This window comes from Nocardioides sp. CPCC 206348 (assembly GCF_048654705.1).
Taxonomy (GTDB): Bacteria; Actinomycetota; Actinomycetes; order Propionibacteriales; family Nocardioidaceae; genus Nocardioides.
In genome coordinates this window covers 1-13,730 of the sequence record NZ_JBMCZA010000143.1, presented here as the reverse complement: position 1 = coordinate 13,730, position 13,730 = coordinate 1, and the positions used below count along the sequence as shown (strand labels likewise).

Annotated in this window: 14 protein-coding genes and 1 tRNA gene; 12 read left to right on the top strand and 3 right to left on the bottom strand. The window is 70.9% G+C overall.

Annotated elements, in window-relative coordinates; translation table 11 throughout:
• The first annotated feature begins 14 nt into the window (after positions 1-14).
• A tRNA-Asn gene (locus tag ACOADB_RS09365) sits at positions 15-90 on the top strand.
• 163 nt (positions 91-253) lie between these two features.
• A complete protein-coding gene (locus ACOADB_RS09360) occupies positions 254-2,005 on the top strand; it encodes a sulfatase (RefSeq protein WP_378597687.1) in 1,752 nt (583 codons plus the stop codon).
• 1 nt (position 2,006) lies between these two features.
• On the opposite strand, the gene ACOADB_RS09355 is transcribed toward ACOADB_RS09360, so the two are convergent.
• On the bottom strand, positions 2,007-2,441 hold the full coding sequence (locus ACOADB_RS09355; protein WP_378597686.1) for a hypothetical protein: 435 nt from the start codon (positions 2,439-2,441) through the stop codon (positions 2,007-2,009).
• A 125-nt stretch (positions 2,442-2,566) separates the two neighbouring features.
• Here ACOADB_RS09355 and ACOADB_RS09350 point away from each other — a divergent pair, with 125 nt between their 5' ends.
• The 8 genes from ACOADB_RS09350 (at position 2,567) to ACOADB_RS09315 (ending at position 11,508) form a co-directional block, all read left to right on the top strand.
• Positions 2,567-3,283 (top strand): response regulator transcription factor, encoded by a 717-nt coding sequence (locus ACOADB_RS09350; RefSeq protein ID WP_378597685.1) that lies wholly within the window; start codon positions 2,567-2,569, stop codon positions 3,281-3,283.
• A gap of 2 nt (positions 3,284-3,285) precedes the next feature.
• Positions 3,286-4,749 carry a sensor histidine kinase gene (locus ACOADB_RS09345; protein WP_378597684.1) on the top strand — a complete coding sequence of 488 codons (1,464 nt, stop codon included), beginning with the start codon at positions 3,286-3,288 and terminating at the stop codon, positions 4,747-4,749.
• Between the two features lie 35 nt (positions 4,750-4,784).
• On the top strand, positions 4,785-5,984 hold the full coding sequence (locus ACOADB_RS09340) for an efflux RND transporter periplasmic adaptor subunit (protein WP_378597683.1): 1,200 nt from the start codon (positions 4,785-4,787) through the stop codon (positions 5,982-5,984).
• Complete coding sequence (locus ACOADB_RS09335; protein WP_378597682.1) at positions 5,981-6,691, top strand: ABC transporter ATP-binding protein; 711 nt, start codon at positions 5,981-5,983, stop codon at positions 6,689-6,691. Before ACOADB_RS09340 ends, ACOADB_RS09335 begins: the two co-directional genes overlap by 4 nt.
• Complete coding sequence (locus ACOADB_RS09330) at positions 6,688-7,914, top strand: ABC transporter permease (protein ID WP_378597681.1); 1,227 nt, start codon at positions 6,688-6,690, stop codon at positions 7,912-7,914. Before ACOADB_RS09335 ends, ACOADB_RS09330 begins: the two co-directional genes overlap by 4 nt.
• A gap of 11 nt (positions 7,915-7,925) precedes the next feature.
• Positions 7,926-8,759 (top strand): DUF5666 domain-containing protein, encoded by an 834-nt coding sequence (locus ACOADB_RS09325; protein ID WP_378597680.1) that lies wholly within the window; start codon positions 7,926-7,928, stop codon positions 8,757-8,759.
• The gene (locus ACOADB_RS09320) at positions 8,747-10,438 is read left to right on the top strand and encodes an HlyD family efflux transporter periplasmic adaptor subunit (RefSeq protein ID WP_378597679.1); all 1,692 of its coding nucleotides are present in this window, start codon (positions 8,747-8,749) and stop codon (positions 10,436-10,438) included. The genes ACOADB_RS09325 and ACOADB_RS09320 overlap by 13 nt, the downstream gene beginning before the upstream one ends.
• Positions 10,439-10,506: 68 nt before the next feature.
• On the top strand, positions 10,507-11,508 hold the full coding sequence (locus ACOADB_RS09315) for a phosphotransferase (RefSeq protein ID WP_378597678.1): 1,002 nt from the start codon (positions 10,507-10,509) through the stop codon (positions 11,506-11,508).
• Here the strand turns inward: ACOADB_RS09315 and ACOADB_RS09310 are convergent.
• Entirely contained in the window at positions 11,498-12,373 is an 876-nt protein-coding gene (locus ACOADB_RS09310; RefSeq protein WP_378597677.1) for an alcohol dehydrogenase catalytic domain-containing protein, read from the bottom strand. The genes ACOADB_RS09315 and ACOADB_RS09310 overlap by 11 nt on opposite strands.
• A 97-nt stretch (positions 12,374-12,470) precedes the next feature.
• Here ACOADB_RS09310 and ACOADB_RS09305 point away from each other — a divergent pair, with 97 nt between their 5' ends.
• A complete protein-coding gene (locus ACOADB_RS09305; protein ID WP_378597676.1) occupies positions 12,471-12,875 on the top strand; it encodes a winged helix-turn-helix transcriptional regulator in 405 nt (134 codons plus the stop codon).
• Here the strand turns inward: ACOADB_RS09305 and ACOADB_RS09300 are convergent.
• Positions 12,850-13,185 (bottom strand): YnfA family protein, encoded by a 336-nt coding sequence (locus tag ACOADB_RS09300; RefSeq protein ID WP_378597675.1) that lies wholly within the window; start codon positions 13,183-13,185, stop codon positions 12,850-12,852. The two genes, ACOADB_RS09305 and ACOADB_RS09300, sit on opposite strands and share 26 nt — an antisense overlap.
• A 57-nt stretch (positions 13,186-13,242) precedes the next feature.
• Here ACOADB_RS09300 and ACOADB_RS09295 point away from each other — a divergent pair, with 57 nt between their 5' ends.
• Positions 13,243-13,677 (top strand): hypothetical protein, encoded by a 435-nt coding sequence (locus ACOADB_RS09295; RefSeq protein WP_378597674.1) that lies wholly within the window; start codon positions 13,243-13,245, stop codon positions 13,675-13,677.
• The last annotated feature ends 53 nt before the right edge of the window (positions 13,678-13,730 follow it).

The window sequence follows — 13,730 nt, the reverse complement described above, 5'->3', positions numbered from 1 at the left end:
GCGCGCAGATGTGATCCCCCGTAGCTCAACTGGCAGAGCATGCGACTGTTAATCGCAGGGTTATTGGTTCGAGTCCAATCGGGGGAGCCAGGGAACCCGTCGGCACGTGGTGTCGGCGGGTTTCGTCGTCCTGCGGTCGCGGTATGACACGCCTGCTGATGGCTGATACTGACGTCATCCACAAAGATGATAAAGTTAGTGCAGATTCAGTCGGAGTGCGTCTCGGAGGCGCGGAACCAGGGAGTGCGCGCGCGTGGAGACGTCGATCGTGAAGGCGTGGATCAGGGTCGTCGGCGTCGCTCTCGCTGTTGCGCTCGTCGGCAGCCTCGTGGTCGTGGCGCTCACTCACTCCCCGGGCAACGGTGCCCGCAAGGACCGGGCCGCCGAGCCCGTCGTGGAGGGGCCGGTGGCCACGGCCGCGGTTGCCGAGGGGTCCGCTCTCCCCGCGAAGCTTCCTCGTCAGCCGAATGTCGTGCTGGTCATGGCCGACGACATGCGGGTCGATGACCTGGCGTTCGCCCCCAACCTGCGCAAGCTGATCGCCGACCACGGCGTCACCTTCGAGAACTCGTTCGCGCCGTTCCCACTGTGCTGCCCGAGTCGCGCGTCCTTCCTGACGGGGCAGTACGCGCACAACCACAAGGTCTACTGGCACGACCCGCCGTACGGGTACGGCGCCTTCGACGACTCGAGGACGATCGCCACCTCGCTGAAGGCCGCCGGGTACCGCACGGGGTACCTGGGCAAGTACCTCAACCGCTACGGGCTCGCCAGCTCGAAGGTGACCGGCGAGCCGTCGCTCACGTACGTCCCCAACGGCTGGGACGACTGGCGTGCGGCGGTCGAACCGCCGGCCGACTCCGAGGTGCACGGCCAGACCTACGACTACATGGACACCCCGTTCAACGTGAACGGCACGATCGACAACGACTACCGCGGCGTCTACCAGAGCGACGTCATCGGCGACATGTCCGTCGACATGGCCCGCAAGTTCGCCAGGAAGAAGGACCCGTTCTTCTTCTACGTCAACTACGTCGCCCCGCATCACGGTGGACCGAACGCGGCCGACGAGCCGAAGGACGTGCGCGACGAGGACGGTCACGAGGTCAACGTCGTGACGCCCGGTGTCCCGGACTGGGTGCGCGGCAAGTTCGACGACCGGATCGACCGGGCGTCGGGCGTCGCGGCCACCGGTGAGCAGATCGAGACGGACTTCAGCGACAAGCCGCCCGCCCTCCGCCAGCGGATCCAGCCGTTGGGCGACGAGGCGAAGGACGCCCTCCGGTTCGCCACGCGGCGCCGCGCGGAGGCCGTCTACGTGATGGACCGCAACATCGCTCGCCTGGTGGCCGAGCTCCAGCGGTCCGGTGAGTGGGAGAACACCGTCTTCGCCTTCACCTCTGACAACGGGTTGATCCTCGGCGAGCACGGTCTCGGCATGACCAAGGTGCGCGCCCACGAGCCGTCCCTGCGGGTTCCGATGCTGGTCACCGGTCCCGGGCTCCGCACCAAGCAGAAGCGGTACGACCCGATCTCGACGGTGGACCTGACCGCGACGATCCTCGACCTGGCGGACGCGAGGCCCCCGCACCGGCCGGACGGCGTGAGTCGGGTCCGGACGCTGGTGAAGGGTGACCAGGGCTGGACGGCTCCCGTCGTGACCGAGGCGGTCTTCACCTCCCGCGGCCACGACCCGGCCTTCACCGACCTGCGCAGCACGATCGGCATCCGGGTCAGTCGGTACTCCTACACACGCTACAACGACGGGAACACCGAGCTCTACGACCTCGTCGATGACCCGCGCGAGGACCGAAATGTCGCCGGCGATCCCGAGTACGCCGAGGTGCAGGCCGCTCTGGATGAGCTGTGGCCGCGCATCAAGGACTGCCGAGGGAGGGCCTGCGCGCCGGACCTGGCGCCGCTCCTGGCGGCCGACCCGCGGAAGAACGCCGCGAACACCACGACGTACTGGGACGAGATCCTCGCCGCCTACGGCTGGGAGTAGCTCAGCTCGATGACGTGGCGTCGTCCTGGGAGGACGGTTCGCCCTCGTCCTGCTGGGGCGCGGTGCCCGGCGGCAGCTGGTCGGTCCCGGGCTGCGGCATGATCTGGCCGCCACCCGGGCCACCCGGGCCACCAGGGCCGGGGAAGTCGCCGCGGCCCGGACGTTCGATCCGTTCCTGGCGGTCGGGGCCGTCCTGGTCGTGGCCGAAGGCGAGCGAGCCGAGCACCCCGGCTCCGGCGCCGAGGATGACCGACGCGAGGGCGACGGCGAGCACCGCCCGGAACTGGAACGCGCGATCTCGCCAGCGCACTTTCGGGGGCGCCGCCGGTGCCGCCGGTGCCGGGGGAGCCAGGGGTGCCGACGGTTCCGGGGGTGGTGCGATCGGTGCGGGATCGGGCGTCGGGTCCGGCTGGCCGGGCGTGTTGTCGTTGTCCATGCACTCACCGTGGGCGTCGCTGCTGTGCGCCGACTGTGACCGCCCGATGAGGGAGCGATGCAATCCTTGCGGATCGCACAAGACCCTCACAGGAAAGACACAGGCTGGTGGCACAGTCTGGTGCCATGACCGAGACCGCCACCCGCCCCGACGGCACCCCGCTGCGTGCCCTGGTCGTCGATGACGAGATCAACATCGCCGAGCTCGTGGCGATGGCGTTGCGGTACGAGGGCTGGGCCGTCGAGACCGCGCACACCGGTGGCGAGGCCGTGGCGGCCGTGCGTGGACATAGCCCCGACGTCGTCGTGCTCGACATGATGCTGCCGGACTTCGACGGCATGGAGGTGCTGCGCCGGATCCGGGCGGACGACCCGTCGGTGCCGGTGCTGTTCCTGACCGCGCGCGACGCCGTCGAGGACCGTGTGGCGGGGCTGACCGCCGGCGGCGACGACTACGTCACCAAGCCGTTCTCGCTCGAGGAGCTGGTGGCGCGCCTGCGCGCGCTGGTCCGACGGGCCGGTGCGGCCGTCGAACAGGACCGATCGACGCTGGTCGTCGGCGACCTGCTGATGGACGAGGACAGCCGCGAGGTCACCCGCGGCGGTGAACAGATCGCTCTGACGGCGACCGAGTTCGAGCTGCTGCGCTACCTGATGCGCAACCCGCGCCGGGTGCTGAGCAAGGCGCAGATCCTCGATCGCGTCTGGAACTACGACTTCGGCGGTCAGGCCAACGTCGTCGAGCTCTACATCTCGTACCTGCGCAAGAAGATCGACGCCGGTCGCGAACCGATGATCCACACCATGCGTGGTGCCGGCTACGTCCTGAAGCCGGCGGCCTGACCGTGCCCCCTCGACTGCCGCTGCCGCTGCCGCGCTCGCTCACGTCGCGGCTCGTCGTCACGGCGGTTGCGCTGGTGGCCGTGGTCTCGCTGCTGATCGGAACCGTCACCACCCTCGGCATGCGGGCCTGGCAGACCGACCGCCTGGACGGCGACGTGCGTGCTGCGCTGATGCGGGTCAGCCGGGTGCAGGACAACTTCCCGCCACCGGGACCGGTCGGGGGTGTCCCGGGCCCTGGTGGCGGGTTCCGTGAAGTCGACCTGGTGGCCGCCACCTTCACGGCGGCAGGTGACCAGTCGGGCTCCGTGACCCTGGATCGCGCGGGTGGGCGGGTGAGCGTGGTGGCTCTCGACGACGACGCCCTGGACGCCCTCGAGGAAGCGACGAGCGGGGGACCGCGGACGGTCGACGTGCCCGGTGTCGGTCGCTACCGGGTGCATGCCGCGAGGGACGGCGACGGCACGACGGTCGTGGTCGGCCTGCCCACCGACGACGTGGACGAGGCGACGATGTCCCTGGTGCGGTGGGAGCTCGTGCTCACCCTGCTCGGCATCCTCGCCGCCGCCCTCGCCGGTTCTGCCGTCGTACGACGTCAGCTGCGCCCGTTGCGCGAGGTGGCCGCCACGGCGCACGCCGTCGCGGAGCTGCCGCTCGACTCGGGCGACATCGGGATCACCGAGCGGGTGCCCGAGCACCTCACCGACGTCCGCACCGAAGCCGGCCAGGTGGGGGCAGCCCTCAACCAGTTGCTCGCCCACGTCGAGTCGTCGCTCTCCGCGCGGCATCGCAGTGAACAACAGGTCCGCCAGTTCGTCGCGGACGCATCGCACGAGCTGCGGACCCCGCTGACCACGATCGCCGGGTACACCGAGCTGGCCCGTCGCCGCGGCGACGCGGAGACCTCGACGATGGCGCTGGGGAAGGTCGAGGAGGAGGCGGGCCGGATGACCGCGCTGGTCGAGGACCTGCTGCTGCTCGCCCGCCTCGACGCCGGCCGCCCCCTGGCGTCCGACCCGGTCGACCTGACCCGCCTGCTCCTCGAGGCCGTCGACGACGCTCGTGTGGTCGCGCCCGATCACCGCTGGAGGATCGTGCTCCCGGACGACGGAGAGCCGATCGAGGTGACCGGCGACGGACACCGGTTGCACCAGGTCGTGACCAACCTGCTCGCGAACGCCCGCAAGTACACCCCGCCAGGGACGACGGTCACCGTGACCGCACGACCGGAAGGGTTCGACGTGCACGACGACGGTCCGGGCTTTCCGCCCGACCTCGCCGCCACGGCGTTCGAACGCTTCACGCGGGGGGACGCGTCGCGGCACCGTTCCGACGGCATCGGCCTCGGACTGGCGCTCGTGCAGGCGATCGTGGCCGCGCACGGGGGGAGCGTCGCCCTGTCCAGTGCACCCGGTGACACCCGCATCACGGTCGTGATCGGCTCACAGGCTCCCCACAGTCGCACCTGACGGATCGCACAGACCGGCCCGACAGGGTCGGGCTCGTGAAACGACTGCTCCAGCACGTGCGCCCACCGTGGCGCCGCCCCCGCCGACTCGTGCTCGTCCTCGTCGCCCTGGTCCTGCTCTCGGGCGCGGCAGGAGCCTGGCTGCTCCTGCGCGACGATGCGCCGGCAGCGGCGGCGTCGACCACGGCGACAGTGGCGACGCAGACGTTCAAGGAGACCGTCACCGCCAGCGGGACGGTGGCCGCTGCGACGACCGCCGATCTCGCGTTCCCCGTCAGCGGGACCGTCACGGACGTCTTCGTCCAGCCGGGGGACAAGGTCCGCAAGGGGCAGAAGCTGGCCGCGATCGACGACACCGTCCTGCGGGCCGAGCTCGCGGCTGCCCAGAGTTCTCTCGACGCCGCGCAGGCGGCACAGTCCGAGCATCTCTCCGACGGTTCCTCCGTCGAGCAGACGGCGGCTGACGAGGCTGCCGTGGTGGCAGCCGAGTCGAGCCTGGCCCAGGCCGAGGAGGCCGTCGACGATGCGGTCCTGCGCTCGACGACGGCGGGCACCGTGACGGCCGTCGGCCTCGAGGTCGACGACACGGTCGGCACGGGCGGTGCCGGTGGCAACGCCGACACGTCGACCGACACCTCCACGGGCACATCCACGGGCACCATCACCGTGGTCTCGACCGGTCGCTTCGTGGTCGAGGCGTCGGTGGCGAGCGGCGACGTCGAGAAGGTCACCCAGGGCCTCCAGGCCGAGGTGACGGTCAGCGGCATCGACGGCACGGTCTACGGCACCGTGCAGGAGGTGGGCCTCGTGGCGGAGACCGATTCGAACGGTGCCGCGGTCTTCCCGGTGACCATCGCGATCACTGACGAGCGCGACGACCTGTTCGCTGGTACGTCGGCCGACCTCGCGATCATCGTCAGCCAGCGCGCCGACGTCCTGAGCGTGGACAGCCGGGCCGTGCAGAACGACGGCGACACGACGTACGTCGACAAGGTCACCGACGCGGCGACCGGCGCCTCCACGCGGACCGAGATCGAGATCGGTGAGACGAACGGCATGGCGACCGAGGTCGTCTCCGGGCTCGTCGCCGGCGACGTCGTCGTGGTTCCCGGCTTCGCCGGGCCGGGCGGTGGCGGTGGGAACCAGGAGATGCAGGACATGATGCGCGAGCGGATCGAGCAGGGCGGCCAGCTGCCGCCCGGCGGCTTCATCCAGGGCCCGGGCGGCGCCCAGTGAGTGCGCTGATCGCGCTCGACGGCGTGCGCAAGACCTATCGATCGGGATCGGTCGAGTTCGAGGCGCTGCGGGGCATCGACATCGCCGTCCAGACGGGGGAGTACGTCGCCGTCATCGGTCCGTCCGGCTCCGGGAAGTCGACGCTGATGAACATCCTCGGCTGCCTCGACGTGCCGACGGAGGGCCACTACGTGCTGGCCGGTGACGACACGTCGCAGCTCGACGAGGCGGCCCTGGCCGCGATCCGCAATCGACGGATCGGCTTCGTGTTCCAGCAGTTCCACCTGCTCGCGTCGATGCCGGCGTGGCGCAACGTGGAGCTCCCGCTGATCTACGCAGGCGTTTCGCGTGCCGAACGACGCGAGCGCGCGGAGGCCGCGCTGGCCCGGGTCGGACTCGCCGACCGGCTGGCCAACCGACCCGGCGAGCTGTCGGGCGGACAGCAGCAACGGGTTGCCGTTGCGCGGGCCCTCGTCACCGAACCCGACCTGCTGCTCGCCGACGAGCCGACCGGCAACCTCGACTCCGCCTCCTCCCGGGACGTGCTCGCGCTGTTCGACGAGCTCCACGACGCGGGCCGCACGATCGTGCTGATCACCCACGAGCCGGATGTCGCGGCTCGTGCCGGTCGCAACCTGGTCATCGACGACGGACTGATCACCAGCGACCGCGCGATGTCGACGGTCCGTGGAGTGGGACTCCGATGAGCTGGTGGGAGACCGTTCGGTCCGGCCTGGCCGCGATCCGGGCGCACCGGCTGCGCTCGGCCCTCACCGTCCTCGGCATCGTCATCGGCATCTCGTCGGTGATCCTCACCGTCGGCCTGGGGCAGGGTGCGCAACGCGAGGTCGAGGACCAGATCGATGCGCTCGGGTCCAACCTCCTCATCGTGTCCCCGGGCAGCAGCACCAGCAGCTCCGGCATGCGCGGCGGCTTCGGCTCGGCCTCGACGCTCACGTTCGCTGACGCCACGGCGATCGCCGATCCCGACGTCGTACCCGATGCAGCTGCGGTGGCGCCGGCGACCACGAGCTCCGTCGCGCTGGTCAACGGCACCACCAACTGGACGACCTCGCTGGTCGGTACGTCGACGGCCTGGCCCCGGGTACGCAGCAGGGAGCTCTCGGCGGGGCGGTTCTTCACGGCTGCCGAAGCCGAACAGGGCGCCGCTGTCGTCGTACTCGGGCCGGACACGGCATCGGAGCTCTTCGGGCGGCGGAGCCCGGTCGGTCAGCAGGTCACGGTCAACGGCACCCGGCTGACCGTGATTGGAGTGCTCACCTCGTCCGGTGCGTCGGCCAGCGGAAGCAGCGAGGACGACCTCGCGGTGGTCCCGGTGTCGACCTCCAGCCGACTGACCGGCAGCACGGCCGACACGGTGTCGACCATCTATGTCGAGGCGACCAACGAAGACGTGCTGTCGGCGGCCTACCAGGAAGTGCAGGCCCTGCTGGCCAACCGGCACGGCGTGACGACCGCGGACGCGGACTTCTCCATCGCCACCCAGGCGTCGCTGGTGGAGACGGCGAACGAGACCAACCGGACGTTCACGGTGCTGCTCGGTGGCGTGGCCGGCATCTCGCTGCTCGTCGGCGGGATCGGCGTCATGAACATCATGCTGGTCTCGGTCACCGAACGGGTGCGCGAGATCGGGCTGCGCAAGGCGCTGGGTGCGGCCCCGCGCGTGATCCGGCGCCAGTTCCTGGTCGAGGCGTCCCTGCTCGGACTGACCGGTGGCGTCGTCGGCGTCCTGATCGGTGTCGTCGGCGCCCAGGTGCTGCCGCGGTTCATCGACCAGGCCGTGGCGATCTCCGCGGTCGCGACGATCGCGGCCCTCGCCACCGCGCTGGCCCTGGGTGTCGGCTTCGGCGTCTACCCGGCGACACGGGCCGCACGGCTCACCCCCATCGACGCACTCCGCAGCGAGTGAACGTGACTCCCATGGCTGACCCCCGATACCCGCAGAAGAAAGCGACTCCCATGTCCCTGAGCTCCCCGGCCCTCCCGCTGCGCCCGATCGGCGTGATGGCGACGGGCGTCGCCCTGGCCGCCCTGCTCGCCGGCTGCGGCAGCGACGACGCCACCGATCCGGCGGCCGCCGTGACGTCCGGTGCCCCTGCAGGGGCACCCGCTGGAGGACCTGGCGGGATGCCCGGAACGTCCGGCGAGATCGCGGCCGTGAGCGGCGACACCCTCCAGGTGCGCAGCCAGATGGCTGGCCAGGTCGCTGTCACGGTCACCGACGCAACGACGGTCACCGACCAGGCGGCGGGCACGTTGGCCGACGTCGAGGCCGGCGTGTGTGTCGTCGTACGAAGTGCCGGGACGGGAGACGCGTCGGCGACGGAGACCGCTGCGCCGACCGAGGTCGACGCCGCGACTGTCGCGGTCGTGGCCGCGGGTGACGACGGCTGCACAGCGGGCGGGATGTTCGGCAGCAGACCGGGCGGCGGCGAGCGACCGACGGACCTGCCGAGTGACCTGCCGACCGACCGTCCCTCGGGCATGCCGGACGGAGCCCGGATGGGCGGATTCGGAGCCAGCGGTGAGGTGACGTCGGTGACCGCCACAGGATTCGTCGTCAAGGGGAACGACGGTGATGTGACGGTGACGGTCGGGAGCGACACGACGTACACGAAGCAGGTCGACGCGGACGCGACAGCACTGACGGTGGGGCGCTGCGTCCGCGTGGACGGTGACGCCGACGACGCCGGTGCGGTGACCGCCAGGACGATCCAGGTCAGTGACGCGGTGAACGACCAGTGCGGGCGCTGATCCGGGCCCGCCGCGTGGCGCTGCCGCTGGCAGCGCTGGCCCTGGCGGGCACAGGAATTGCTGCGTACGGCGCCGTGGCCGACGAAGCGCCGCAGTACCGCACCGTCGCGGCCAGCGTCGGCGACGTCGACCAGGTGCTCAGCCTGGCCGGGGTGATCGAGTCGAGTGGCCGGTCCGACCTGGCCTTCGGCGCGAACGGAACCGTCGCCAGGGTGCCGGTCGCGCAGGGCGACCCGGTCGACAAGGGCGACGTCATCGCTGTGCTCGACCGGGCGGCACTCCGGGCAGCGGTCGATCGGGCGAAGTCCGATCTCGCAAAGGCGAAGGCACAGCTTGCCGAGGACCGTGACGCGCAGGCTTCCGCGGTGTCGACGGCGGCGACGTCCACCACCGACACGTCCTCGGTACCGACTCCGGCAGCCAGGTCGTCAGCAGAGCCGACGAAGGACACCGGTTCGGGCAGCCCCGGGAACGCCGCCCTGCTCGCCCGGTTGGCCGCCCAGCAGGACGCGGTGATCGCCGCCCAGAAGTCAGCGAGCGCTGCCCTCGCGACGGGCGCCGAGGCGCTGACCACGCAGCAGCAGGCGTGCGCGGCGAGCGACACGCCCGCCGAACCGACGGGCACGCCGACGGAGGATGCGAGCGACGACGCGTCCGAGGACCCGGGTACGTCGAGCGGAGTCAGCGATGAATGCCAGGCGTCTCTGGCGGCGGTGCAGTCGGCGCAGGCCGCGACCGCGTCCGCGCAGGCCGTGCTCCAGACCGCGCTCGAGACCCTCGGCGCGACGTTGACGGCCGCTCTCGGGACGGTGGAGGAGCCCGACCAGGACGGCGCCGATGACACTGCCGATGACAGTGGCGACGACAGTGGCGACGACAAGGCCGACACGGGCGCTGCTGCTCCCGGTGCCGGGGACACCACCGGCTCGCCGGACGGCCAGGCCGCCCGAACCGTGACGGCCGCGACCCTGGCGCAGGACCAGGCGTCGATCGACCGATCGGCAGCCGACCTGGCCTCGGCGCAGGCGAGCCTCCGTGCAGCCGTGGTCCGTGCACCCGCTGACGGCACGGTGTTGTCCCTCGCGGTCGCGCCCGGCGGATCGGTCTCGAGCGGCGACACCGTCGCGATCCTCGTCGCGCCCGGCCTGACCACGGTGTCCCTCGAGGTCACCGCCACCCAGGCCGCCCAGCTGAAGGCCGGCGCCGAGGTCGACGTCACGCCGGCCGGCGCCAGCGCGTCGCTGAAGGGTTCGATCAGCCGGGTCGAGAACGTCCCGGCCAGTTCGGATTCAGGGGAGGACCCGACGTACTCCGTCGAGGTGACTCTCGATGAGCGTGACCTCTCGCTGCCAGACGGCATTCGTGCCGCAGTGGCCGTGGTGGTGGGCAGCGCCGACGACGTCGTCACCGTGCCGGCCTCGGCCGTCGTCGACGGCGCCGTGACCGTGCTCGACGCAGGCCAGGCGCGGCGCACCCGCGTCACCACGGGCATCGTCGGCAGCACCGAGGTCGAGATCGTCGACGGGCTCGATGCCGGCGAGGAGGTCGTGCTGGCGGACCTCGGCGCCGACCTCCCGTCGGCCGACAACGAGGACCAGGGTGGTGACCGGATCGAGTTCGGCGGTCCGGGCGGGTTCTCGGGCGGCGGGCCGCCGAGAGGAGTCGTGCCCGGCCGTTGAACCACGCCTGCGGCACCATGGATCGCAAACCGCTGGCATCCGGCCGCAGTCTGGGTCACGCTGCGCTGGTGAGCACGTGGACGAGCGCCGTGTGGGGAACCGACGAGTTCCTTGCCGAGCTGTGCTCGTTCGTCGGTCCTGCCGTGGGCGTTCCCGACCGCATCGAGCGCCTGGCCGACCAGCCCTGGTCAGCGGTGTGGCGCGTCACGGCAGGCGGCACGACGTCGTACGCGAAGCAGAACTGTCCGGGCCAGGCCCATGAGGCGAGGATCGTCCAGGGCCTCGCGGAGGTCGCTCCCGAGTACGTCGCCCCGGTGCTCGCCGTCGACCCCGACCGCGACCTCCTGTTGACCGCTGACCTCGGCTCGACCTGGCGCGACCAGGGGCACACGGCCGACGTGGACCTGTGGTGTCGCGTGGTCGCTGACGCGGCCGCCCTGCAGCGTCGTGCGATCGCGAGGGCCGGCGGATGGGGCCTCACCGTGCTCGCCCCGGCGGACGCGACGACGTACGTCGCCAACGCGGTGGGTCGCCTGGCCGCGCTCGACGCCGGTGACCCCCGCAGGCTCGAACCCGCCATGGCGGCGCGGCTCCAGGCCCTGTTGCCCTCGGTCGAACGCTGGGCGGACCTGGTCGAGGAGGTGGACCTGCCGTTCACGCTCGTCCACAACGACCTGCACCATTCGAACGTGGTCCTGGCCGATGGCGCGACGCGGTTCTTCGACTTCGGCGACGCGGTGCTGAGCGAGCCCCTCGGCAACCTGCTGGTGCCCCTCGACACCGCGCGCGACGAGCTCCGTGCCCCACCCGACGACCCACGGCTCTGGCGGATTGCCGACGCGGCGCTCGAGGTGTGGAGTGACGTCGTCCCGGTCGCCGCGCTGCGGGCGGCGCTGCCCTCCGCGCTCCAGCTGGCGCGGCTCGCGCGCGTCGAGTCCTGGCGGCGGTGCGTGGCGACGATGACCGCCGACCAGCGAGCGGTCTGGGGATCGGCGCCGGCTGCGTGGCTGGGGACTCTGCTGGAGGCCGCGCCGGTCGGGACGACTCCGCGTGCGGGGGTCAGGGGATGAGGAGCCAGCGGCCCTTCGATCCGGTGCCGGATGCGGCCCTGTCATAGGCGTCTCCGGCGTCGGACAGGTGGGAGCGTCCAGCGATCCGGGTCTGGACGGCGCCGACGGCGGCGAGCGGCAGCAGTTCTGCGAGGGCGCGCCCGTTGGGTACGACCTGCACCGTACTGACCGTGACGCCACGTTCCGGCGTCGGCGACTGTCCCGGCTTGAAGCCCACGTAGCGGCCGCCGTCGCGCACCAGCGCGAGTGCAGGGGCATGCAGTGCCGCGGCATCGAGCACGGCGTCGTACGTCCCTGCCAACGCGGTGATCACCTCGCCGTTCGCCACCTGGTCCTCGGTGCCGGGGCGAACCAGCGACGTCACCGACCAGCCCTCACGTCGCGCGAGCTCGACCAACCACCCACCGATGGCGCCCGCCGCACCCGTGACCAGCAGGCTCCCGCGCTCTGGCCCGAGCAGGTCGAGCGACTGGCGCGCGGTCAGGGCGCTCAGCGGCACCGCCGCGGCGATCTCCAGGTCGAGCTGCTCAGGTACGACGGCCACCGCCGTGGCGGCCACGACGACCTCCTCCGCGTGGGCGCGGGCGGGCGCCGTGATGTCTGCATGGAGCCCTGCCACCCGGTCGCCGACAGCAAGTCCGTCGACTCCGGCGCCGACCTCGACCACAGTCCCGCTGAAGTCGAATCCGAGTCCCACCTGATCCGGAAGACCGAGCTCGACCGGGTGGGTCGACACGAACGCATCGAAGTAGGCGAACGCCGCGGCGGCCACGGCGACGCGGACCTGCTTCTCGGCGAGGTCGGGTTGGACGAGGTCGGCGAACTGCGGCCGATCCGAGCCGCGCTGGGCGATGAGTGCCTTCATGATTTCCTCCTGGTGTGGTTGTGCCACCAGTGTTGGAGAGTTACTCTCCGTTGGGAAGTAGGCACTTTGAAGTCGGCACCGCACCCGGAGGTACGTCGTGGCAACCCAGCAGGCCGAACACTCGTACAACGCGTTCAGCGCGCACTGCCCCAGCCGCCGGCTGCTGGACACGATCGGTGACAAGTGGGCCAGCCTGGTGATCGTCGCTCTCGGGCTGCAGGGACCGCTGCGCTACACCGAGCTCTCGAACCGGATCGCTGGCGTCAGCCAGAAGATGCTCACCCAGACGCTCCGCAACCTGGAGCGTGACGGACTGCTGACCCGCACCGTCACGCCGTCGGTCCCCGTTCGTACCGACTACGAGCTCACCCCGCTCGGTCAGTCGCTGATCGAGACGATCCGGCACCTCAAGGACTGGGCCGAGGAGCACATGGGAGAGGTCGACGACGCCCGTGCCTTGTACGACGCGCGTGACGCTACGCCCCGCGCGGTGCGTACATGATCACGGCGACCCCGGCGAGGCAGATCAAGGCGCCCACGACGTCGTACCGATCGGGCCGGAAGCCGTCCATTGCCATGCCCCAGGCGAGCGACCCGGCCACGAACACCCCGCCGTAGGCCGCCAGGATCCGGCCGAAATGGGCGTCGGGCTGGAGCGTGGCGACGAATCCGTAGAGGCCGAGGGCGATCACGCCGGCGCCGATCCAGATCCAGCCCTTGTGCTCCCGCACGCCTTGCCACACCAGCCAGGCGCCGCCGATCTCGGCGAGCGCGGCTGCGGCGAAGAGGGCCAGCGAGCGCAGGGTGTTCACGCCGCCATGGTTCCAGAGAACCTGCGGTGGAGTGAGGATGAGCCTTATGGTCAGGGCGTGGCACGGAAGCGGGAGACAGCCGTCAGCAAGCACTTGATGTGGTTGTTCGTCCAAGCCGTGTTCTTTGGGCCTGCGGTGTTTGGCGCTTCCACCTGGCGGGAGGCGAAGTACTCGTCATGGGGTTACTGGGCGTTCTCGATCTTCCTTGCCGTCTGGCTGAGCTATTGCATCGTGCGCAACGTCGTCCTGATGTGGCGTGCGCCGATGAGCGAAGCCCGCAAGTCGCACGTCGCCCCGCTGTTCGCGGTGGGGTTGCTGTTGGCCCTCCTTGGATCCGGACCTTTGCTGGAGGGGTCGGCCGCTGCCAAGCCGTCGGGGCTCGTGCTCGTGGTCGTCGCCCTGTTCGCGTTGGCCCTTGGAGTTCGCGAAGTGGTGCGCCTACGTGTGAGCAGGGATCACGTTCCGGAGCCACTGAATGCTTTGCAGGGCTGAAGAGCTTCGGTGGGGCTGAACAGCTTCGGTTGATGGGTGACAGATCAGTGTCG

Coding starts and splice junctions, on each gene's coding strand:
- ACOADB_RS09350 (WP_378597685.1), top strand. CDS start 2,567: ATGACCGAGACCGCCACCCGCCCCGACGGCACCCCGCTGCGTGCCCTG.
- ACOADB_RS09325 (WP_378597680.1), top strand. CDS start 7,926: ATGGCTGACCCCCGATACCCGCAGAAGAAAGCGACTCCCATGTCCCTG.
- ACOADB_RS09330 (WP_378597681.1), top strand. CDS start 6,688: ATGAGCTGGTGGGAGACCGTTCGGTCCGGCCTGGCCGCGATCCGGGCG.
- ACOADB_RS09355 (WP_378597686.1), bottom strand. CDS start 2,441: ATGGACAACGACAACACGCCCGGCCAGCCGGACCCGACGCCCGATCCC.
- ACOADB_RS09310 (WP_378597677.1), bottom strand. CDS start 12,373: ATGAAGGCACTCATCGCCCAGCGCGGCTCGGATCGGCCGCAGTTCGCC.